Below are 20,922 nucleotides of genomic sequence, written 5' to 3' on the forward strand. Positions count from 1 at the left end.
GGTGCGGGCGGATGTACAAAGCCTGAGAACATCACGAACAGGGCCCGAACATGCAGTTGATCGAACATTCCGACTCGCCCCGCTACGTCCGGCTGCACGACGACGATAACGTCGTGGTAGTGGTCAACGACGGTGGCTTGGGTGAAGGCGCGCGCTTCCCCGATGGCCTGACCCTTGTAGAAGCCGTCCCGCAGAGCCACAAAGTGGCCACCGTGCTGATCGCCAAAGGCGAGCCAGTCAAGCGCTATGGGCAGATCATTGGTTACGCCCTGGAAGACCTGCGCCAAGGCAGTTGGGTGCAGGAAAGCCAACTGGCCATGCCGTCCGCCCCCGAACTGGACAGCCTGCCGCGCTGCGATGCAGTACCGGCGCCTCTGCCTGCGCTGGATGGCTTTACCTTCGAAGGCTACCGCAACGCTGACGGCACCGTCGGCACCCGCAACATCCTGGGCATCACCACCACCGTGCAATGTGTGACCGGTGTGCTGGAGCATGCGGTCAAGCGCATCCGCAGTGAATTGCTGCCCAAATACCCCAATGTCGATGACGTGGTCGCCCTCACCCACAGCTATGGCTGCGGCGTGGCGATCAACGCCCGTGATGCCTACATCCCGATCCGCACCGTGCGCAACCTGGCACGCAACCCCAACCTGGGTGGCGAAGCGCTGGTCATCAGCCTGGGCTGCGAGAAGCTGCAGGCCGGCCAGGTGATGCACGACAACGACCCCTCGGTGGACCTCAGCGAGCCGTGGCTGTATCGCCTGCAGGACGCCAGCCTTGGCTTTAGCGAAATGATCGAACAGATCATGGGCCTGGCCGAGACGCGCTTGCAAAAGCTCGACAAGCGCCGCCGCCAGACCGTGCCGGCCAGTGAGCTGATCCTGGGCATGCAGTGCGGCGGCAGCGATGCATTCTCCGGCATCACCGCCAACCCGGCGCTGGGCTATGCCGCCGACCTGCTGGTGCGGGCCGGCGCCACCGTACTGTTCTCGGAGGTTACCGAGGTGCGCGACGCCATCTACATGCTCACCTCCCGCGCGGAAAACCAGGCGGTCGCCGACGCACTGGTGCGCGAGATGGACTGGTACGACCGTTACCTGCAGCAAGGTGCTGCCGACCGCAGCGCCAACACGACGCCAGGCAACAAGAAAGGCGGCCTGTCCAATATCGTCGAAAAATCCCTGGGCTCGATCGTCAAGTCCGGCAGCGGCGCCATTCAGGGCGTGCTCGGCCCAGGCGAGCGGGTGAACCGCAAAGGCCTGATCTTCTGCGCAACGCCCGCCAGCGACTTTGTCTGCGGCACGCTGCAGTTGGCGGCCGGGATGAACCTGCACGTATTCACTACGGGTCGCGGTACCCCCTACGGCCTGGCCATGGCGCCGGTGGTCAAGGTGTGCACCCGCACCGAACTGGCCCAACGCTGGCCGGACCTGATCGACATTGACGCCGGGCGCATTGCCAGTGGTCGTTCAAGCATCGAGGAACTGGGCTGGGAGTTGTTCCACTACTACCTGGACGTGGCCAGTGGCCGCAAGCAGACCTGGGCAGAACAACACCGGCTGCACAACGACATCACCCTGTTCAACCCGGCGCCAATCACCTGATGGTTCGGCCTTGCCCGGTATGCAAATGGCGCGCGCTCGCCTGTGGGAGCCGGCTTGCCGGCGATGCAGGCTGTGCGGTGCAGGGCACGGGCTTGGCCAGTGATCACCGGTACGCCGGCTCGCACAGGTCAGGCGCCCTTTACTGATCAACCCTTCCAAACACAGGAGCACACCATGCCTGAGATTCTTGGCCACAACTTCATCGCCGGCCAGCGCAGCGCCGCTGGCGCGCAACGCCTGCAGAGCCTGGACGCCACCACGGGCGAGGCCCTGCCCTACAGCTTCGCCCAAGCCACCGAGGCCGAGGTGGACCAGGCGGCCCAAGCGGCGGCAGCGGCCTTTGCCGAATTCCGCCAGCTGGCCCCGGCACGTCGTGCCGAGTTCCTCGATGCCATCGCTGCCGAACTGGACGAGCTGGACGACGCATTCGTCGCCGTAGTCTGCCGTGAAACCGCCCTGCCCGCCGGGCGCATCCAAGGTGAGCGAGGCCGCACCAGCGGCCAGATGCGCCTGTTCGCCCAGGTACTGCGCCGTGGCGACTACCTTGGTGCACGCATTGACCTGGCCCTGCCTGAACGCCAGCCGCTGCCCCGCGTAGACCTGCGCCAGATGCGCATCGGCGTCGGCCCGGTCGCCGTGTTCGGCGCCAGCAACTTCCCACTGGCCTTCTCCACCGCGGGCGGTGATACCGCTGCAGCCTTCGCCGCCGGTTGCCCGGTGGTGTTCAAGGCACACAGCGGCCACATGGCCACTGCCGACCTGGTCGCGGCGGCCATCGTTCGCGCTGCCGAACGCACCGGCATGCCCAAGGGTGTATTCAACATGGTGTTTGGCGGTGGCGTGGGTGAGTGGCTGGTCAAGCACCCGGCCATCCAGGCGGTCGGCTTCACCGGTTCGCTCAAGGGCGGGGACGCACTGTGCCGCATGGCCGCAGAGCGCCCGCAACCCATCCCGGTATTCGCCGAAATGTCGAGCATCAACCCGGTGATCATCCTCCCGGGCGCGCTGGCCAAACGTGGCGACGCCATTGCCCGCGAGCTGGCCGGCTCCGTGTGCCTGGGTGCTGGCCAGTTCTGCACCAACCCGGGCCTGGTCATCGGCCTGCAATCGCCACAGTTCAGCCAGTTGCTCACCGACCTCGGCCAGCACCTGGACCAGCAAGCCGGCCAGACCCTGCTCAATGCCGGTGGCTTGCGCAGCTACGTGAGCGGCCTGGAGCACCTGCAGGCCCACGCCGGCATCGAACACCTGGCAGGCCAGCCTCAGGAAGGCAGCCAGGCGCGTGCACAGCTGTTCAAGGCTGACGCCCGCTTGCTGGTGGACGCCGACCCGCTGCTGCAGGAAGAAGTGTTTGGCCCGACCACCGTTGCCGTTGAAGCCCAGGACACCGCGCAGTTGCGCGCCGCCCTGCTCGGCTTGCGTGGTCAGCTGACCGCTACGCTGATCGGTGAGCCTGAAGACTTCGAAGCATTTGCCTGGCTGGTACCGCTGCTGGAAGAAAAGGTTGGCCGCATCCTGATCAATGGCTACCCGACCGGCGTGGAAGTGTGCGATGCCATGGTCCACGGCGGGCCGTACCCAGCCACCTCCGATGCCCGCGGTACGTCAGTCGGCACCCTGGCCATCGACCGCTTCCTGCGCCCGGTGTGCTACCAGAACTATCCGCAGTCGCTACTGCCCGAGGCACTGCGTGACAACAACCCGCTGGGCCTGCGCCGCCTGGTGAATGGGCAATGGAGTGACGGCGCGCTCTGAATGCTCTGATGCGATTAAAAGCCCCGTATTTACGGGGCTTTCTTTTAACGCTTGCATTGGATTTACCGGCCCTATCGCCGGCAAGCCGGCTCCCACCGCGACCGCGCAGATCTTCAGGCCTGCGCTTACCCGTGGAAGCATCTGGCTTGCTCAACTGCTAAAAGCTGACGCAAATCCCTGTGAGCTGGCTTGCCGGCCCACCGCGACCGCGTCGCTCTTCAGGTCTGTGCTTTACCTGTGGAAGTACCTGCCTTGCTCAACTGCTAAAAGCTGACGCAATCCCTGTGGGAGCCGGCTTGCCGGCGATGGGGCCCGCACAGCCAGCCGCGCTATCAAACCCCTTGCGCTTCAGCTTCCGCATGCGCCTGACGCAACCGCTCCCGGCTGTTGCTCAGGTGCATGCGCATGGCCATCTTGGCCCCTTCACTGTCGCTTCGGGCGATAGCTTCGTAGATCGCCTCATGCTCGTGCATCAACCGGCTCATGTAGTGGGCCTGGTCATCATGCGCCAGTCGCGCCGAGTTGAGCCGGGTGCGCGGGATGATGCTGGTACCGAGGTGGTTGATGATATCGGCGAAGTAGTGGTTGCCGCTGGCCTGGGCGATACGCAGATGGAACTGGAAGTCCGCCGACACGGCATCCGTGGCATGGGCCGCGCCCTCGTTGAGTTCGTCCAGCGCCGCGCGCATACTTGCCAGCTCTTCTTCGCTGCGCCGTTGCGCCGCCAGGCCTGCCGACTCGATCTCCAGGGCGATGCGCAGCTCCAGTACCGCCAGCACCTCACGCAGCGTGACCACGGTGGCCGGGTCGATGCGGAAGCCGCCCGTGGCAGGCGTATCCAGCACGAAGGTGCCGATGCCATGGCGGGTCTCGACCTGCCCGGCCGCCTGCAGCCGCGAGATCGCCTCACGCACCACGGTGCGGCTCACGCCCTCCTCGGCCATGATCTGCGACTCGGTCGGCAGCTTGTCGCCACGCTTTAGCTGGCCGCTACGGATACGCTCGGTCAGCACCGTGACCAGTTCCTGAGCCAGACTGCGCGGCTTGCGCCGGGTCTTTGCCTGTACCTGTTGCTCTGTCATGCCCTGTTTTTCACCTTGAAAGACAGCCGCCATGATAGCGCAAGCAGTTGTACGATCACATCCATCCGACGCGGTATTTATGGACGCAATGCCCCCTGCACAAAGGGCGTCGGAATTTAGCAGCGCAGCAACGGACCTAACCGCGAAGGAGCCAGGACAGACGGCACACATCCCGGTACTGTATAGGCATCGATTGGTCACTCCATGGAAGGAAAACCGCTGATGAAAACCTTCGATCGCTGCCTGCTCTGCTGCGGGCTGATCATTCCGTCCTGGCTGCTGCTTGGCGTTTGGTTCACCGCCCAGGCCTACCCCGGCTACGACCATCTGCAGCAGGCCATGAGCCAGCTGGGCGCAGTGGGCGCCCCAACCCAACGCTGGTCACCCCTGCTCAACAACTTCCCCCTCGCGGTGCTGTTTACCCTGTTCGCCTGGGGCCTGGCGCGGCGCTGGCGTGGCTCGAAGCTCGCCCTGGCCAGCGCTGCACTGGTACTGCTGCATGGGCTCGCTAGCGCCGGCACCGGTTGGTTTGCATGCGATCAGGGTTGTGCGCCTGCGCAACCTTCCCTGTCGCAGCAACTGCACAACCTCTTCGGCTTGATCATGTTTCTCTCGTTGACCCTGGCCAGTGCGCTGTGGGCATGGGCCGGGAAACGCGTGGCCGGCTCACCCGCGCTGGGGGTCTTTTCACTGGTTTGTGTGGTAATTGCGATCGCCACTGCCGCCCTGATGGCCAAAGCGGCGCAGGACGGGCAGTTGTTCGGCCTGTACCAAAGGCTGAACTATGGCGCCTCGGTGATCTGGGTCGCCGGGCTTGCGCTGTATAGCCTGCGGCCCACACTGGCAAATCGCCTGCGCATCGCCACCACTTGACCCTAAACGTACTGGCCCCCAGGCATTTGAAGCGAGGGCAAACTCCGTTCTTCTTCAGATGCTTAGGACAGCAACATGCGAGTATTTCTAGCAACGGTAGCCGGCTGCCTGCTGGCCACCACTGCCTTCGGCGCCCAGGCCAGAGCGCTGAGCCAGAACGACCGCCATGTGTGTAGCTGGGGCTCGCAGATCGCCGCCGAGGCCCAGCGGGCCAAGCTTTCCGGCGTGACCTTGTATGCCACGCGCAAGAAACTGCAGGTACGCCGGTTCGCCAAGCCGTGGATGCGCATGACCGCCTTTGGCATCACCGAACAGACCTACAACAGCCGCTCGCGGTTAAAGCCGGCAGCCATCAAGCAAACCTACTACGAACAATGCGTACACCACGCAGTCGCAAAACGTTAAAGGTTTATTAATCAGATAGTTGAACAATTAATCTCATAAAGAACCTGAGACAATTCAAGCTCAGGCGGCCCCACCTTGCACGCCTCTTGACTGCAGTGTTCCCACACGATGAAGGTCGAACCAGACAGATCCCGGCCGCCAAATGCCGGCGACCAGGGCCACACTGTTTTCAACAACCCGTCAGCGCCGCTGGCCGGCGCTCACCGGCAAAGAAGAACGGGCGCAGGCGCACGCCAATCATGTTCCCGGTGTAGGCCGCGACCAGCCACAGCCAGCCATGCACGCTACCCGAGGCGATGCCGCTGAAGTACGCGCCAATGTTGCAGCCGTAGGCCAGACGCGAACCGTAGCCGAGCAGCAGGCCACCGAGCACTGCGGCGATCAGCGAGCGCAGCGGGATGTTCAGGCTCGGCGCAAAACGCCCTGCCAGGCCAGCCGCCAGCAGCGCACCCAACACGATGCCAAGGTCCATGACGGTGGTCACGTCTTGCCACAGCGGCGCTGCCAGCGCCTTGGCGTTGGCCGGGGCCTGCCAGAACACCCAACTGCCGACGTCCACCCCAAGGCTGGAAAGGGTCTTGGCGCCCCACAAGGCAAAAGCGGAGGTAATGCCCCACGGGCGGCCTGCCAGGGCCAGCGTGGCGTAGTTCAGCAAGGCCAGGGCCACAGCACCCCACAGCAACGGCCACGGGCCACGCAGGAAGCGGCGCAGGCCTTGGTGCTCACTGCTTACAGGTGCTTCGAGGGCGCCATGGCGGCGTTTTTCCAGTACCACCGTCGCCCAGGCGATCAGCGCGAATACCGCCACGCTGACCAGTAGCGCCGGCGCGACGCCCCAGGCCTGGACGATCGAGGTGGCCGGCAACGATGGCAAGGCGAACCACCAGTCGGCATGGTGCGTGGCCGTGACCGAGCCAATGATGAAGAACAGCAGCGTCACCAGCATTCTGGCGTTGCCGCCACCAACGGTGAACAGCGTGCCCGAGGCACACCCGCCGCCCAGTTGCATGCCGATGCCGAAGATGAAAGCGCCAAACACCACAGACACCCCGGCTGGCGCCACCAGCCCGGTGACCGGGTTGCCAAACAGGCTGCCAGCCGCCAATGCCGGGAAGAACAACAGTACGGCCAGGGCCAACATGACCATCTGCGCACGCAGGCCGGCACCTCGTCGTTCGGTGATGAATACGCGCCAGGCCGACGTGAAGCCGAACGCTGCGTGGTAAAGCGTCAGCCCCAGGGCGGCGCCAAGGATCAGCAGCAAGACCTGCTTGAAACCGGCATTGAGGTTGAGGAACCAGGCACCGGCCAGCAGCAGGGCCAAGGCAATCAGGGGGGCGCGCAGACGGCGCGGTTCGGGTGTGACGGTTGCGGAAAGACCCATTGGAATGCTCGGATTACTGTAAAACGGGCGGCGATTATAGCGCCGGAGATTGCTCGATGCTGCTTTGGCTGGCGTTTATCGCTGCCAGCGGGGCCTAACCGCTCAGGCCTGTGCACATCTGTTAGGCTGATACGAAGCCCCCAAATACCCCACTGGCCATTCGCACCATGGATGAACTGCGCAAGATCGACCTTAACCTGCTGCTGGCCCTGCACGCACTGCTGAGCGAAAAACACGTGACACGCGCTGCCATCCGCCTGCACCGTAGCCAACCGGCAGTCAGCCATGCACTGGCACAACTGCGCGCGCATTTCGACGACCCACTGCTGATCCGCCAGAACGGTCACATGGCCCTGACCGCACGCGCCCAGTCCCTCATCAAACCCTTGCAGGACGCGTTGGGCAGCCTCAACAGCCTGCTGGCCACACCACGCTTCGACCCCGCTCAGGCCCAGCGCAGGTTCCGCCTGTCGTTGTCCGATTACGCCTCACGGCTCATCCTGCCGCCCTTGGTCCGCCACCTGCGTCAGGCAGCACCGGGCGTGGACCTGGCCATCAGCCAGGCCAGCCGCGAGGCGATGATGGCGCAGTTGCTTGATGGCGAACTCGACCTCGCCTTGGGCATCTTCCCCGAACTGCCCCAAGGCATTACCGCGCAAACACTGTTCGAGGACAGCTTCGTCAGCATTGCCGACCGGCAGGTATTGCCGGGCAAAGGCGGCCTTGCGCTGGAGGACTGGCTGGCACGGCCGCACGTGCTCATGGCCATGCGCCCGGACGCCCACGACGAGATCGAGCGCGCACTGGGTGAACGGGGCCTGCGCCGGCGCATCGCCTTGGCGCTGCCGCACTGGAGCGCCGCCGTCGACGTGCTCGCCGGCACTGACCTGATCCTCACCGTGGCCAAGCGCGCAGTGGGCCCGATGCGGCCACACAAGGCCCTGCGCCAGTTCGCCCCCCCCTTGCCAATCCCGAACCTGGCCTATCAACAGGCCTGGCACACTCGAAAAGACAGCGATCCAGGGCATCGCTGGTTGCGGGAGACGGTCTGGACCTGTTGCCAGCCCGGCCGCTGATCATCCTTCGGGCTGTTTGACGCTGGCCGTTGCGGCAGACGCAGGGCTGGCGGCCCAGGTGCTCTGCACCAGGAACACCCCAACCAGGATCAGCACCACCCCCGCAAGCCTAGGCAGGCTCACCGGTTTGCTGGCAACGCCCATCAGGCCGAAATGGTCGACAATCACCGACGTGAGGATCTGCCCGGCCACCACCAGCACCAGAAAGCCTGCGGCGCCGAGCTTGGGGGTCAAGGCGGCGGCAGCGGCGACGTACAGGGCGCCAAGCACGCCGCCGATCCACAGCCACCATGGGCCTTGCACTGCCTTGCCCAGGTCGGGCAGCGGTACCCGCAGGATCAGCAAGGCCGCGATGACCACCACCGAACTGACCGTCAATGACGTGAAGGCGCCCCAAAGCCAGTGCCCGAGCGCACGGCCGACGGCAGCGTTGCTGGCGGCCTGGTAGGGCAGCACGACCCCGGCGAGCAGCGCCAACAGCAAGGGAAGGAAAGCGATAAGCAGGGCCTTGTTAGGCATGGATGTACTCTTCTGAAGACAGGGTTGGTACATCATCTGCAAATCGACCGGCGTTATGGAAATCGAAATCCTGCACTCAGGTTATTCGCCACATGGATGATGGATACCGATCAATGATGCCGGCCCGGTGCTAGGCTCGCCCTGCCTGGGCCGGCGATAGGTCAGCGGGATGTCTCGACCCGAAGTACTTCGGTGTAGATCGCATCGACCGTCTGGTCGACCTTGAGGTTTTTCATGCGTGCCTGCAGTTCAGGGTCCTCGACCTTGACCACCTGCAACTTGCCTTGCGGCGGTAGCAGGCTCACCTCATGGGTCTTGAGGTCGATCTTCTTGATCTGCGACGTTACCCGCACCTGGCGGAATGCCTCACCGCCCGGGTTGGGGTTGGCCATGGTGGCGCGGATGGTTCCCGACTCATCGCTGGCTTTGGGCGCCCCGCCCACCTCAGTGTTCAGCACATAGGCCACTGCACGGGTCACGTAGATATCGACCTGGTCACCGACTTTGAGGTTGGGCAGCGCCTTGGCGTTTTCGCTGAGCTGGAACGTCACGTCCTTGTCGTCCGGGCCTTTGACGGTCACCTGCCGGTTGGCCTGGTCTATGGCCGTGACCTGTGTGGTCACATGGCTTTCCAGTGCTTCACTGGCGATCGGTATATCGGCAGCCTGCACCGTTAAACTGGCGGTACCCACGAGCGTGGCAAGCGCAACGGCGCGAGCGAGTGTGCAAAGAGCATTCATAGGCCTGCTTCCTTGTAGTCGACACAAGATTGGCGCGTGAACGCTTCACGCGCCGCTCCTACACCATAGCTGGACTTACCGATTGCGCGTGACCCGCCAGACGGTATTGGCCAGGTCGTCCGCGATGATCAGCGCACCCCGTGGATCGACCGTCACCCCGACCGGCCGGCCGCGGGTCTTGCCGTCCTCGGCCCGGAAGCCGGTGGCGAAGTCGATCGGTTCGCCGGCAGGCTTGCCATTGCTGAACGGGACGAAGATCACTTTGTAGCCCACAGGGTTTGGCCGGTTCCAACTGCCGTGCTCGCCCACGAACACCCCGTCGGCAAAGCGCTCGCCCATGGCCGGTATGGAAAAGTCCACGCCCAGCGCGGCCACATGCGAACCGAGGCTGTAATCGGGCTTGATCGCGGCGGCCACCTTGTCGGGGTTCTGCGGTTTGACCCGCTCATCGACATTCTGCCCCCAGTAGCTGTAGGGCCAGCCATAGAAGCCACCTTCACGCACCGAGGTGAGATAGTCCGGCACCAGGTCCGGGCCGAGTTCATCGCGCTCGTTGACCACGGTCCACAGCTGCCCGCTGCCAGGCTGGATGGCCAGCGCCGTTGGGTTGCGCAAGCCGGTGGCGTAGGGTTTGTGGGCGCCGGTGGCTGCGTCGACCTGCCAGACCATGGCGCGGTCGATCTCCGCTTCCATGCCCCGCTCGGTGATATTGCTGTTCGACCCGATACCGACATACAGATAACGGCCATCGGGGCTGATGGTCAGCGCCTTGGTCCAGTGGTGATTGATCTCGGCCGGCAGGTCGGTGACCTTGGTCGGCGGGCTAGCGGCCTTGGTCTGGCCGTCCTGGTAGTCGAAACGCACCAGAGCGTCCTGGTTGGCCACGTACAGCTTGCCGTCGGCAAACGCTAGGCCATACGGCGCGTTGAGGTTCTCGGCAAATACTGTCTGCACCTCGTAGGTGCCATCGCCGTCGGCGTCCCGCAGCAGTGTCAGGCGGTTGCCACCCTTGACCTGCGTATTGCCCTTGGCCTTGATCTGGCTGGCGATGACGTCCTTGGGCTTGAGCTTGGCTGCACTGCCGCCACGGCCTTCGGCCACCAGGATGTCACCATTGGGCAGTACCAGGCTCTGGCGCGGGATTTTCAGGTCAGTGGCGATGGCGGTGATGCTGTAACCCTCAGGCACGGTCGGCTTCTGCTCGCCCCAGTGTGCCGGCTCGGCGATCTTCATGCTCGGCAGCAGGCCACGCTCAGGCGCTGGCAGTTTCGGGTCGGGGCCCAGGGCCTGGGTCGCCTCGCCGTCGCCACCGCAGGCGCTCAACAGCAGCGCTACACTTAAAACAGGCAATGCATGCAAAGGTTTCATGCCGCACCTCCCGAACGCAGGTTGCTCATGCCCAGCCAGGCCGCCACGCAGGCCAGCACGGTGACGATCAGAGACAACACCAGGCCCGCAGGCATCACTGCCCAGGCATCCTTGGCGTGCTCGAACGCATTGATCAGGCCCAGTACCCAAGTCACCAGCAACAGCAGAAAGTACAGCGTCGGCCGCCCGCCCTTGCGCTCGGCGCGCACCAGGTTGGCCAGCGCGAACAGCAACGTCAGGCCACAGAACAGCAGGCCGCCGGCAATCAACCAGGAGGCGAAGTTACTCCACTGGATCTGGTAGCTCTTGAAATAGGCTATGTCACTCAGCAATGCGCCAAGAAACAACGGCACCGTGCCGGCCAGCAGGATTGCATGCAACGGGCTGGGCGTGCAGCGGTAGAGGGTTTGCTCGGTAGCGGTCACGGCGCCTCCTTACTCAGTCAGTGACCAGGGCTGGCGGACAGGCGCGAGGGCCCGGTCCGTCAGGCGTGCGCGGGGTGCGCTTAGCAAAGGATCACCTTGACGTCCGGTTAGTTCACCGCTTGGCTTGATAGAAACATCCTGAAAGATTTCACCCCTTACCACATGAGGCAAATGGCATGAGCGCTGATACAGCACGACCGTATGCGTTGTGGGCCGCACATGCCCTGCTTGGCCTGAGCCTTACGCTGGCGGGCGGATGTTCGAACAAACAGAGCCAGGCTCGCTACCCGACAGCGGCCTTGGGCTCGAACTGTTTCGCCAAGGCCGTGCCCACCCTGGGAGAAGGCGGCCTGGCGTGGGGCGATACCTTGAGCATGGCCCGACACAAGTCGATGAACAATTGCATCCGCTACGCCGGCAGGTCCGGCGGAACGCCCAAGACCTGCCAGGTGGTCATGGCCAAGTGCAAGAACTAGCACAGGCGCAACGCGGCAGGTCGCGCGGCTAGAGCCTTGTCACACCGCCTTGGCCCGGGCGGCATGCAGTTTCTTGTAGCTCTCGATCAGGCGCAGATGGCGGTCCAGCCCTTCCAGCTTCATGCTGGTGGGGGTCAAACCATGGAAGCGCACGCTACCGTCCACCGAACCCAGCACGGCATCCATGCGCGGGTTGCCGAACATCCGGCGGAAGTTGGCCTCGTAGTCCTCCATTTCCAGCTCGTCATCGAGCACCACTTCCAGCACCACATTCAGTGCCTGGTAGAACAAACCGCGCTCGACAGTGTTGTCGTTGAACTGCAGGAACGCCTCGACCAGCTCCTTGGCGTCCTCGAAACGCTTCAACGCCAGGCAAATCAGCAGCTTCAACTCAAGGATGGTCAACTGCCCCCACACCGTGTTGTCATCGAACTCGACCCCGATCAGCGTGGTGATGGTGGTGTAGTCGTCCACCTCACAGTTGTCCAGGCGCTTGAGTAGCGCGCGCAGCGCCCGGTTGTCCAGGCTATGCAGGTTGAGAATGTCGGCACGGAAACCCAGGGCACGATTGGTGTTGTCCCAGATCAGGTCCTCGACCGGGTAGATCTCCGAGTAACCCGGTACCAGGATGCGGCAGGCGTTGACGCCGAGGTTGTCGTACACCGCCATGTACACCTCTTTGCCCATGCCCTCGAGAATGGCGAACAGGGTCGCGGATTCCTGGGCGTTGGAATCTTCACCCTGGCCGGAGAAGTCCCACTCGACGAACTCGAAATCGGCCTTGGCGCTGAAGAAGCGCCACGACACCACGCCACTGGAGTCGATGAAGTGCTCGACGAAGTTGTTTGGCTCGGTCAGCGCGTGGCTTTCGAAGGTCGGCTGCGGCAAGTCGTTGAGCCCCTCGAAACTGCGGCCCTGCAGCAGTTCGGTAAGGCTGCGCTCCAACGCCACTTCCAGGCTTGGATGGGCGCCGAACGAGGCGAACACGCCGCCGGTACGCGGGTTCATCAAGGTCACGCACATGACCGGGAATTCACCGCCCAGCGACGCGTCCTTGACCAACACTGGGAAGCCCTGCTCCTCAAGCCCCTGGATGCCCGCGACGATCCCTGGGTACTTGGCCAGCACCGCCTGCGGCACATCCGGCAGGCACAGCTCGCCCTCGAGGATTTCACGCTTCACCGCCCGCTCGAAGATCTCCGACAGGCACTGCACCTGGGCTTCGGCCAGGGTGTTGCCGGCGCTCATGCCGTTGCTGAGGAACAGGTTCTCGATCAGGTTGGACGGGAAGTACACCACCTGGCCGTCGGACTGGCGCACGAACGGCAGCGAACAGATGCCACGCTCGGTATTGCCCGAGTTGGTGTCATACAGGTGCGAACCACGCAGCTCGCCGTCCGGGTTGTAGATCTGCAGGCAGTATGGGTCGAGGATCTCACCTGGCAGCGCGTCCTTGGGGCCGGGTTTGAACCACTGCTCGTTGGGGTAATGCACGAACGGCGCGTTGGCGATGTCCTCGCCCCAGAACTGGTCGTTATAGAAGAAGTTGCAGTTCAAACGCTCGATGAATTCACCCAGCGCCGAGGCCAGGGCGGCCTCTTTGGTCGAGCCCTTGCCGTTGGTGAAGCACATCGGCGACTGCGCATCGCGCACGTGCAGCGACCACACGTTGGGCACGATGTTGCGCCAGGAGGCGATCTCGATCTTCATGCCCAGCCCGGCGAGCAGGCCCGACATGTTGGCGATGGTCTGCTCCAGCGGCAGGTCCTTGCCGGCGATGTAGGTGGTGGTGTCGGCGACCGGCATGAGCAGGCCCTGGGCGTCGGCATCGAGGTTGTCGACCTGCTCGATGATGAACTCAGGGCCGGTCTGCACCACTTTCTTGACCGTGCAGCGGTCGATGGAACGCAGAATGCCCTGGCGGTCCTTCTCGGAGATGTCTTCCGGCAACTCGACCTGGATCTTGAAGATCTGGTTGTAGCGGTTCTCAGGGTCGACGATGTTGTTCTGCGACAGGCGGATGTTTTCGGTAGGGATGCCCCGGGTCTGGCAGTACAGCTTGACGAAATAGGCGGCGCACAGGGCCGATGAGGCAAGGAAATAGTCGAACGGCCCCGGGGCCGAGCCATCGCCTTTGTAGCGAATCGGCTGGTCGGCGATCACCGTGAAGTCGTCGAATTTGGCTTCAAGACGAAGGTTGTCGAGAAAGTTGACCTTGATTTCCATGCGGGAACACCGTGATTTGAACGTGCAAAACGAAATTGGCCGGCATTATCCGGTTTTTTCGGCTGGAAGTCCTGTTTGTCTGCGCACCTGACCGCGACCGCACACGATTGCGCATTTCAACGGATTGCTTGCCTGATTCTCTGAACCTTCGGTAAACGGCAGGCCGCCGCACACACCGCTGTGCTAGCGTTTGCGGATTGGGGAGCAACGTATTCCCTGCACGACAACACAATGACAACCGATGATCAGCAGGTGAGCCATGGAACTTCGAATCAACCAGAAGACCTACCAGGTCGAGGCTGACGCCGACACGCCGTTGCTGTGGGTGATCCGCGACGACCTCGGCCTGACCGGCACCAAGTATGGCTGCGGCCTGGCACAGTGCGGCGCCTGTTCGGTGCTGGTGGACGGCAATGTGGTACGGGCCTGTGTCACGCCGGTGGCCGGCGTGGTCGGGCGTGAAGTGACCACCATCGAAGCCATCGAGGCCGATGCGGTGGGCAAGCGCGTAGTGGCGGCATGGGTCGAGCACCAGGTGGCCCAATGCGGTTACTGCCAGTCCGGGCAAGTGATGGCGGCCACCGCGCTGCTCAAGCACACCCCGAGACCGAGCGATGCGCAAATCGACGCGGCGATGGTCAACCTGTGCCGCTGCGGCACGTACAACGCCATCCATGCCGCCGTGCACGAACTTGCCCAAGGGGAGAAGGCCTGATGAATACGCCTGTCGGTACCCCTGCAGCGCTGCTCGACCTACCGCCAGGGGCAACGGTCAACTTGTCGCGTCGGCGTTTTCTCGCCAGTACCGCCGTAGGCGCGCTGGTCCTGGGCTTCGGGCTGCCGCTGGGCACCAGCCGGGTCCAGGCGGCGACGGCCGCCGCCCAGGAGCGCGGCACCCAGGTACCTGCATTCCTGGAAATCCGCCAGGACGGCACGGTACGCCTGCTCTGCCCGTTCATCGAAGGCGGCCAAGGCACCTATACCGCCATGGCGCAGATCGTCGGCGAAGAACTGGACGCGGACCCTGCCACATTCGTGGTCGACAGTGCCCCGCCGGGCGAAGCCTACGTCGTGATGGAAAACGGCATGCGGATCACCGGCGGCAGCATGTCGGTGCGCATGAGCTACCCGACCATGCGCCGCCTCGGCGCCCTCGCCCGGGCCATGCTGCTGCAGGCCGCAGCAGAACAATGGGGCGTACCGGTGAGCGAGCTGTCCACCGAGCCTGGCAAAGTGCTGCACGCTGCCTCGGGCCGTGCGCTGGGCTATGGCGAACTGGCTGAACGGGCCATGGACCTGCCGGTACCGGACCCGGCCGGCATCACGCTGCGCGACCCCAGCCAGTTCCGCTGGATCGGCAAGCCGGTGGCGCGCGTCGATGCCTACGACAAATCCACCGGCAAAGCGCTTTACACCATCGACATCAAGCTCGAGGGGATGCTCCACGCCGCTGTGCAGCATGCCCCGCGCCTGGGCATGACCGTGGGCCGCCTGCGCAACGAAGAGCAGGTCAAGGCCATGAAAGGCGTGCATTCGGTGCATCAGTTGCCAGGCGCCGTTGCCGTGGTGGCCGAACGCTGGTGGCACGCCAAGCGTGCGGTCGAAGCGGTCCAGGTGGACTGGCAGGAACCCGGCGCCGACAGCACGGTACGCGCCATGCCCGCCGACTTTTCCAGCGATGCCTGGCGCGAGCACCTGGCCGCCCAGACTGGCCCGGCCCGCGACGACGAAAGCGAGGGCGATCTGGCCGCGGCACTCGGCAACGCCAAGACCAAGGTCGAGGCCACCTACCACAATCAGTACCTCAACCACGCCCAGTTGGAGCCGCCGTCCGCACTGGCGCGCTACAACCCCGACGGTTCACTGGAGGTCTGGCTGCCCAACCAGGCGCCGGACATGTTCCGTGACGACATCGCCAAACGCACCGGCCTGGACCCTGCAAAGATCACCTTGCACTCCCCGCTTCTGGGTGGGTTCTTCGGTCGCCACTTCCTGTATGACTCGGCCAACCCGTACCCGCAGGCCATCTTGCTGGCCAAGGCCGTCGGCCGCCCGGTCAAGCTGATCTGGAGCCGCGAGGAAGAATTCCTGCGCGATGTGCTGCGACCGGTGGCGGTGGTCAAGTTCCGCGCAGGGCTGGATGCCGATGGCCTGCCAGTGGCCATCGAAGCGGTGAGTGCCACAGAGGGCCCGACCGAGGCCCTGGCAGGCAAGCAAGGCGAGAAGATCGACCCAACGGCGCTCGAAGGGCTGTCGGGTAAATCCTACGCCATCGCCAACAAGCGCATTGCACAGATCTACGTCAAGGGCCCGGCGATGCTGGGTTACTGGCGCTCGGTGGGCAACTCGCTGAACGACTTCTTCTATGAGTCCTTCCTGGACGAACTGGCCGACAAGGGCGGCAAGGACCCCTTCGAGTTGCGCCTGCACCTGCTGCGCGACAACCCTCGCCTGACCAACCTGCTGCAAGCGGTGGGTGAATTGTCCGGTGGCTGGAAGCGCGGGCCGTTCACCGCTGAAGACGGCAGCAAGCGGGCACGAGGTGTGGCCATGGCCTCGCCATTCGGCTCGGAAGCTGCCGTGATCGCTGAAGTGTCGATCGAAGATGGCCAGGTCAAGGTCCACGATATCTGGCAGGCGATCGACCCTGGCAGCATCGTCAACCCGGCGATCATCGAAGCCCAGGTCAACGGCGCCGTGGCACTCGGCCTGTCGCAGACGCTGGTCGAGGAAGCGGTGTTCATCGATGGCAAGCCGCGTGCGCGCAACTACGACCTGTATCCGATCCTGCCTGCCTCGCGCATGGCCCGGGTACATGTGCGCATTGTCGAAAGCGGCGCGAAGATGGGGGGCATTGGCGAGCCGCCGTTGCCTGCGGTGGCGCCAGCAGTGGCCAACGCGGTGGCGCAGCTTACCGGCCAGCGCATCCGCAGCCTGCCCATGAGCCGCCATACCTTCAGCTGACCGGACAAGGAACGCCCCATGACCCACAGTCGATTCGCAAGAACCGCAGGCTGGCTGGCGCTGCCGTGCCTGGTCGCCGCCGGCCTGCTGGCCTGGTATGTCACCCGTGAGCCCGCTTCGCCCTTCGTCACCGAACAGAGCACCAGCTTCGACCCGGCGCTGGTCAGCCGTGGTGAGTACGTGGCCAGGCTCAGCGACTGCGTCGCCTGCCACAGCCTGCCCGACGGCAAGCCGTTTGCCGGTGGGCTGGAAATGGCCACACCACTGGGGGCGATACACGCCACCAACGTGACGCCCGACCCCGCGACGGGCATCGGCAATTACAGCCTCGCCGACTTCGACCGCGCCGTGCGTCACGGCGTCGCGCCGGGCGGCCGGCGGCTGTACCCGGCCATGCCCTACCCTTCGTATGCCAAGCTCAGTGATGATGATGTGCGGGCCCTGTATGCCTTCTTCATGAAAGGTGTGCAGCCTGCACAGCAGGCGAACATCCCCAGCGATATCCCGTGGCCGTTGAACATGCGCTGGCCGATCGCGCTGTGGAACGGCCTGTTCGCAGCAGACCAACCTTACGCGGTCAAACCGACGCAGGACGCGGTGTGGAACCGAGGTGCCTACATCGTTCAGGGGCCCGGCCACTGTGGCAGTTGCCATACCCCGCGGGGCCTGGCCTTCAACGAAAAAGCCCTGGATGAAGAGGGCAAGCCGTTCCTGGCCGGTGCGCTGCTCGATGGCTGGTACGCACCCAGCCTGCGTAACGACCACAATACTGGCCTGGGCCGCTGGAGCGAGGCGCAGATCGTGCAGTTCCTCAAACACGGGCGCAATCAGCATGCGGTGGTCTATGGCTCGATGACCGAGGCGTTCAACAATTCCACCCAGTTCATGAGCGATGACGACCTGGCAGCGATCGCCCGCTACCTCAAATCGTTGCCGGGCGACCCACAACGTGACGGCGCGCCGTGGCAATACCAGGCGGTGTCTGCCGGCGAACGCCTGAACAGCCCGGGCGCCCACACCTACGTGACCCGCTGCGCCACCTGCCACGGCTTGGACGGCAAGGGCCAGGCAGAATGGATGCCGCCGCTGGCGGGGGCCACCTCGTCGCTGGCGAAGGAAGATGCGTCGGCGATCAACATCACCCTCAATGGCTCGCAACGCATCGTCGCCGCAGGGCTGCCGGATGCCTACCGCATGCCGGCGTTCCGCGAGCAATTGTCGGACCAGGAGATCGCCGATGTACTGAGCTTCGTCCGCGGTACCTGGGGCAACCACGGCGGTGCGGTCGATGCGCAGGCCGTCAGCAAGCTGCGCGGGGATACCGACCCGGCGAGCAGCAGCCCGATCATCTTGCACATGCGCTGAGGAATAACCGTCAATGGAAAGCATCGACCTGCTGGTCCTGCGCACCACCTGTGACTGGCTCAAGGCAGGCGAACGGGTGCTGCTGGCAACCGTCGCCCGTACCTGGGGCTCATCGCCCAGGCCGGTGGGTTCGATGATGGCCCTGCGTGGCGATGGCAGGGTCATTGGCAGCGTTTCCGGTGGCTGCATCGAGGATGACCTGGTGCACCGCTACACCACCGCCTACAACGGCGAGGGCATGCCGCAAGGGCTGCCGCGCGTGGTGCGTTACGGCGTCAGTGCCGACGAGGCCCATCGCTTTGGCCTGCCCTGCGGCGGGACCCTGGAGCTGATACTCGAATTCAACCCTTCGTTGCCCTGCCTTGAGCAGCTTCTGGCGCAACTGGACGCTGGCAACCTGGTCCGTCGCCAGCTGGACCTTGGCACCGGTGACACAAGCCTGACCACCACGTATGCGCCAGAGCAGTTCAGCTTCGATGGCCAGCGAATGGTCAATACCCTGGGCCCCGGCTACCGCATGCTGCTGATCGGTGCCGGGGCACTGGCCGAATACCTGGCGACCATGGCGCTGTTCAATGGCTTCAAGGTGGCCGTCTGTGACCCTCGCCGTGAATACATGGATGGCTGGAATGTCGCGGGCGTGGAGAAGCTGGTCGGCATGCCGGACGACATGGTCAGGGCCTTTGCCCCGGACCTGCGCAGTTGCATCATTGGCCTTAGCCATGACCCCAAGCTGGACGACCTGGCCCTGCTCGAAGCCTTGCACAGCCCAGCCTTCTACATCGGTGTGATCGGCTCGCGGCGTAACAGCCAGCTGCGCCGCGAACGCCTGGTCGAGCATTTCGGCCAGACCCAGGCCTCACTCAAACGCCTGCATGGCCCAATCGGCATCTACATCGGTAGCAAGACCCCTGCAGAGATCGCGGTCAGCGTCATGGCCGAGGTGCTGGCCATCAAGAACGGCGTGGCCTTGCCCAGCGCGGCCAATGTGACCACGGCCAAGCGGGCTCGGGAAGCCAGTGCATGATATCAACGTGCGCCCATCACTGAACACCGCCGCCGCGCGCACGCCGCCTCAGTGCGGCCCGCCCGCTTGCTGCTGTTTCCAACGCTCGAGGTTCTTCGCCAGTAGCTGCCCAGGCAGCGGGCCAGCGACGATTTCCTTCATTTTCTGCGCCAGGCGCTCACGCAGCCTGGGCTGGTTGCACGGCGAGGCGTGGGACAGCGCCAGGTACAAACCCTCACTGGAAACCGGCGGGTCAAGCACCTTCAGCTGCGTCTCCATACCCAGCGTCCGCGCCATCGCCATACCGGGGTACTGCTCATAGATCAGGTAGTCGTTACGCTTGTGCAGCAGCTTCTCGAACGCCTGCCTGGCGCTGGGAACCGCTTCGAGGGTGAGGTTGGCCCTGGCATAGTCATCGAACGCCTGGCCATGACTGTTGCTGACCAGGGTGCCGCCCTTGCGCCCCTTCAAGTCTGACCAGCCACGGTAAGCAAAGGCCGCGTCCTGGCGCACCCAGACAACGCTTGGGGTATGCAGGAATGGCGGGCTGATGAAGTCTACCTCCTGCTGACGCGCCTGGGTCAGGAAGTAACCGGCCATCAAATCGATACGGCCTTTGCGCACCTCTTCCTGGGCCCGCGACCAGGGCCCACCGTAGACCACCTGCATTTCCAGCCCGAGCGCCCGGCCCAGGTGATCAAGCAGGTCGGCGTTGGCCCCGATCAGTCGTTGGGGGTTGGTCGGGTCGCGCCACAGGTAAGGGGGGTATTCCGGATTGCCGGTGGCGGTCAGTTGCCGACACGCATCCTCCGCTGCCCAGGCCTGAGGCAGCAGAAAAAAGAAAAGCCAAAGCAGCAAAGACCGACCGGACCACCGCTCGACCATCTACAACCCTCGGTGCTTGGGGCCTTAGGCGGCCAGCCGTGGTCGCGAAAGGCTGCCACATCCTGCGCACGTCTGCTGTACTGCTGCCCGCATGCTCTAAAGATTCTGGACGAGAATCAGCTGGCTGCCAGAAATTTATCCGGGCATGCGCGCCAAAGACCGCTTGGCCGCCGCCTGGAACACGCCGCGCAGTGCCCTGACTTGCTCTTCGGTGAGCGTCTGCGCGCAGGTCAGCCCCTGCAGGAAGCCTATGCCCCAGTTTTTCGTCTGGTCCAGTTGCTGACGGTTTTCGGCTTCGGCGATATCGCCCAGATGGAGCGCGGCGTGGTGTTCGTAGCGGTCACCCAGTGCCAACTTGCGCAGTTCACCCAGAGCGACCTTGAATTCAGCGGCGGCTACATCGTCCAGGCCCAGGTGCTCATACTGAAGCAGGCTCAGACGGTCGGTGGCGGTCATCTTCGAATCTCCGTTTCTCTATAAAAGGAGCAGTTGCAGGAAAGTCACCGACCAACCCAGAACGCTTCCAGGCGCCAGGTGATGGTGGTGTGGTGTTATGGGTTGTATACCATAGGTGAGGGCCATCGCCCTAGCGGTGTGCGCCGTCCGGTTGGTTGTCGCCGTCGGGGGCGACTGCCGGCCCCTTTCCAACCCCAGCCCGACATACCTTCGGCGAGGTCCGGGCCACCGGGTGGGTGGCAACAGCCTATGGCTTGCACCCGCAGCGCTAGCTACACACCACCGGCCTCCCCTGCAATCGGTGGAGAACCGA

19 protein-coding genes are annotated in these 20,922 nt (G+C 64.1%); 10 read left to right on the forward strand and 9 right to left on the reverse strand.

The features are described from left to right. The first annotated feature begins 50 nt into the window (after window positions 1-50). Together garD and OSW16_RS14675 are read left to right on the forward strand one after the other, a co-directional pair. Window positions 51-1,604 carry a galactarate dehydratase gene (gene garD, locus OSW16_RS14670; protein WP_267816236.1) on the forward strand — a complete coding sequence of 518 codons (1,554 nt, stop codon included), beginning with the start codon at window positions 51-53 and terminating at the stop codon, window positions 1,602-1,604. A gap of 174 nt (window positions 1,605-1,778) precedes the next feature. Then, on the forward strand, window positions 1,779-3,359 hold the full coding sequence (locus OSW16_RS14675; protein WP_267816238.1) for an aldehyde dehydrogenase (NADP(+)): 1,581 nt from the start codon (window positions 1,779-1,781) through the stop codon (window positions 3,357-3,359). 332 nt (window positions 3,360-3,691) lie between these two features. On the opposite strand, the gene OSW16_RS14680 is transcribed toward OSW16_RS14675, so the two are convergent. Next, window positions 3,692-4,441: a FadR/GntR family transcriptional regulator gene (locus tag OSW16_RS14680; protein WP_267816240.1), complete on the reverse strand. Its 750-nt coding sequence runs from the start codon at window positions 4,439-4,441 to the stop codon at window positions 3,692-3,694. A gap of 222 nt (window positions 4,442-4,663) precedes the next feature. On the opposite strand from OSW16_RS14680, the gene OSW16_RS14685 reads away from it, so the two are divergent. Both OSW16_RS14685 and OSW16_RS14690 read left to right on the forward strand, forming a co-directional pair. After that, on the forward strand, window positions 4,664-5,314 hold the full coding sequence (locus OSW16_RS14685) for a DUF998 domain-containing protein (RefSeq protein WP_267816242.1): 651 nt from the start codon (window positions 4,664-4,666) through the stop codon (window positions 5,312-5,314). A 75-nt stretch (window positions 5,315-5,389) separates the two neighbouring features. After that, a complete protein-coding gene (locus OSW16_RS14690; RefSeq protein WP_267816244.1) occupies window positions 5,390-5,719 on the forward strand; it encodes a hypothetical protein in 330 nt (109 codons plus the stop codon). A gap of 169 nt (window positions 5,720-5,888) precedes the next feature. Here the strand turns inward: OSW16_RS14690 and OSW16_RS14695 are convergent, their stop codons facing one another. Further along, window positions 5,889-7,103, reverse strand: coding sequence for a YeeE/YedE family protein (locus OSW16_RS14695; RefSeq protein ID WP_267816246.1), 1,215 nt, complete (start codon window positions 7,101-7,103; stop codon window positions 5,889-5,891). A 167-nt stretch (window positions 7,104-7,270) separates the two neighbouring features. Here OSW16_RS14695 and OSW16_RS14700 point away from each other — a divergent pair, with 167 nt between their 5' ends. Then, window positions 7,271-8,179: a LysR family transcriptional regulator gene (locus OSW16_RS14700; protein WP_267816248.1), complete on the forward strand. Its 909-nt coding sequence runs from the start codon at window positions 7,271-7,273 to the stop codon at window positions 8,177-8,179. On the opposite strand, the gene OSW16_RS14705 is transcribed toward OSW16_RS14700, so the two are convergent. The 4 genes from OSW16_RS14705 to OSW16_RS14720 form a co-directional block, all read right to left on the reverse strand. Then, window positions 8,180-8,698, reverse strand: a complete 519-nt coding sequence (locus OSW16_RS14705; RefSeq protein WP_267816250.1) for a DMT family transporter — start codon at window positions 8,696-8,698, stop codon at window positions 8,180-8,182. It abuts the gene before it with no gap. Between the two features lie 161 nt (window positions 8,699-8,859). Continuing rightward, complete coding sequence (locus OSW16_RS14710; protein ID WP_267816252.1) at window positions 8,860-9,438, reverse strand: hypothetical protein; 579 nt, start codon at window positions 9,436-9,438, stop codon at window positions 8,860-8,862. Between the two features lie 75 nt (window positions 9,439-9,513). Then, complete coding sequence (locus tag OSW16_RS14715; protein ID WP_267816254.1) at window positions 9,514-10,806, reverse strand: PQQ-dependent sugar dehydrogenase; 1,293 nt, start codon at window positions 10,804-10,806, stop codon at window positions 9,514-9,516. Then, window positions 10,803-11,231 carry a DUF2231 domain-containing protein gene (locus tag OSW16_RS14720; RefSeq protein WP_174141128.1) on the reverse strand — a complete coding sequence of 143 codons (429 nt, stop codon included), beginning with the start codon at window positions 11,229-11,231 and terminating at the stop codon, window positions 10,803-10,805. The genes OSW16_RS14715 and OSW16_RS14720 overlap by 4 nt, the downstream gene beginning before the upstream one ends. Window positions 11,232-11,407: 176 nt before the next feature. On the opposite strand from OSW16_RS14720, the gene OSW16_RS14725 reads away from it, so the two are divergent. Beyond that, a complete protein-coding gene (locus OSW16_RS14725; protein ID WP_267816258.1) occupies window positions 11,408-11,707 on the forward strand; it encodes a hypothetical protein in 300 nt (99 codons plus the stop codon). Between the two features lie 39 nt (window positions 11,708-11,746). Here OSW16_RS14725 and OSW16_RS14730 read toward each other — a convergent pair whose 3' ends face one another. Next, window positions 11,747-13,933, reverse strand: coding sequence for an OsmC domain/YcaO domain-containing protein (locus OSW16_RS14730; protein ID WP_267816260.1), 2,187 nt, complete (start codon window positions 13,931-13,933; stop codon window positions 11,747-11,749). A gap of 259 nt (window positions 13,934-14,192) precedes the next feature. Between OSW16_RS14730 and OSW16_RS14735 the strand changes: the two genes are divergently transcribed. From OSW16_RS14735 to OSW16_RS14750, 4 genes are read left to right on the forward strand one after another with little or no spacing between them, the layout of a single operon-like run. Then, window positions 14,193-14,648 (forward strand): (2Fe-2S)-binding protein, encoded by a 456-nt coding sequence (locus OSW16_RS14735; protein WP_267816262.1) that lies wholly within the window; start codon window positions 14,193-14,195, stop codon window positions 14,646-14,648. Continuing rightward, a complete protein-coding gene (locus OSW16_RS14740) occupies window positions 14,648-16,897 on the forward strand; it encodes a xanthine dehydrogenase family protein molybdopterin-binding subunit (protein ID WP_267816264.1) in 2,250 nt (749 codons plus the stop codon). The genes OSW16_RS14735 and OSW16_RS14740 overlap by 1 nt, the downstream gene beginning before the upstream one ends. Window positions 16,898-16,915: 18 nt before the next feature. Then, window positions 16,916-18,262, forward strand: coding sequence for a c-type cytochrome (locus OSW16_RS14745; RefSeq protein ID WP_267816266.1), 1,347 nt, complete (start codon window positions 16,916-16,918; stop codon window positions 18,260-18,262). Window positions 18,263-18,275: 13 nt separating this feature from the next. Beyond that, window positions 18,276-19,289: an XdhC family protein gene (locus tag OSW16_RS14750; RefSeq protein ID WP_267816268.1), complete on the forward strand. Its 1,014-nt coding sequence runs from the start codon at window positions 18,276-18,278 to the stop codon at window positions 19,287-19,289. 48 nt (window positions 19,290-19,337) lie between these two features. Here the strand turns inward: OSW16_RS14750 and OSW16_RS14755 are convergent, their stop codons facing one another. Together OSW16_RS14755 and OSW16_RS14760 are read right to left on the reverse strand one after the other, a co-directional pair. Then, a complete protein-coding gene (locus tag OSW16_RS14755; RefSeq protein ID WP_267816270.1) occupies window positions 19,338-20,153 on the reverse strand; it encodes a substrate-binding periplasmic protein in 816 nt (271 codons plus the stop codon). 135 nt (window positions 20,154-20,288) lie between these two features. Continuing rightward, a complete protein-coding gene (locus tag OSW16_RS14760) occupies window positions 20,289-20,609 on the reverse strand; it encodes a hypothetical protein (protein ID WP_012314688.1) in 321 nt (106 codons plus the stop codon). Between the last annotated feature and the right edge of the window lie 313 nt (window positions 20,610-20,922).

The sequence above is a fragment of the Pseudomonas putida genome, from assembly GCF_026625125.1.
GTDB classification, from domain to species: domain Bacteria; phylum Pseudomonadota; class Gammaproteobacteria; order Pseudomonadales; family Pseudomonadaceae; genus Aquipseudomonas; species Aquipseudomonas putida_X.

Bases quoted from the DNA above. Each gene is read 5' to 3' on its own strand.
- OSW16_RS14760 (WP_012314688.1), bottom strand. From the start codon at position 20,609: ATGACCGCCACCGACCGTCTGAGCCTGCTTCAGTATGAGCACCTGGGC.
- OSW16_RS14695 (WP_267816246.1), bottom strand. From the start codon at position 7,103: ATGGGTCTTTCCGCAACCGTCACACCCGAACCGCGCCGTCTGCGCGCC.
- OSW16_RS14755 (WP_267816270.1), bottom strand. From the start codon at position 20,153: ATGGTCGAGCGGTGGTCCGGTCGGTCTTTGCTGCTTTGGCTTTTCTTT.
- OSW16_RS14690 (WP_267816244.1), top strand. From the start codon at position 5,390: ATGCGAGTATTTCTAGCAACGGTAGCCGGCTGCCTGCTGGCCACCACT.
- OSW16_RS14740 (WP_267816264.1), top strand. From the start codon at position 14,648: ATGAATACGCCTGTCGGTACCCCTGCAGCGCTGCTCGACCTACCGCCA.
- OSW16_RS14710 (WP_267816252.1), bottom strand. From the start codon at position 9,438: ATGAATGCTCTTTGCACACTCGCTCGCGCCGTTGCGCTTGCCACGCTC.
- OSW16_RS14750 (WP_267816268.1), top strand. From the start codon at position 18,276: ATGGAAAGCATCGACCTGCTGGTCCTGCGCACCACCTGTGACTGGCTC.
- OSW16_RS14745 (WP_267816266.1), top strand. From the start codon at position 16,916: ATGACCCACAGTCGATTCGCAAGAACCGCAGGCTGGCTGGCGCTGCCG.
- OSW16_RS14725 (WP_267816258.1), top strand. From the start codon at position 11,408: ATGAGCGCTGATACAGCACGACCGTATGCGTTGTGGGCCGCACATGCC.
- OSW16_RS14715 (WP_267816254.1), bottom strand. From the start codon at position 10,806: ATGAAACCTTTGCATGCATTGCCTGTTTTAAGTGTAGCGCTGCTGTTG.
- OSW16_RS14675 (WP_267816238.1), top strand. From the start codon at position 1,779: ATGCCTGAGATTCTTGGCCACAACTTCATCGCCGGCCAGCGCAGCGCC.
- OSW16_RS14735 (WP_267816262.1), top strand. From the start codon at position 14,193: ATGGAACTTCGAATCAACCAGAAGACCTACCAGGTCGAGGCTGACGCC.
- OSW16_RS14685 (WP_267816242.1), top strand. From the start codon at position 4,664: ATGAAAACCTTCGATCGCTGCCTGCTCTGCTGCGGGCTGATCATTCCG.
- OSW16_RS14730 (WP_267816260.1), bottom strand. From the start codon at position 13,933: ATGGAAATCAAGGTCAACTTTCTCGACAACCTTCGTCTTGAAGCCAAA.
- OSW16_RS14680 (WP_267816240.1), bottom strand. From the start codon at position 4,441: ATGACAGAGCAACAGGTACAGGCAAAGACCCGGCGCAAGCCGCGCAGT.
- OSW16_RS14705 (WP_267816250.1), bottom strand. From the start codon at position 8,698: ATGCCTAACAAGGCCCTGCTTATCGCTTTCCTTCCCTTGCTGTTGGCG.
- garD (WP_267816236.1), top strand. From the start codon at position 51: ATGCAGTTGATCGAACATTCCGACTCGCCCCGCTACGTCCGGCTGCAC.
- OSW16_RS14700 (WP_267816248.1), top strand. From the start codon at position 7,271: ATGGATGAACTGCGCAAGATCGACCTTAACCTGCTGCTGGCCCTGCAC.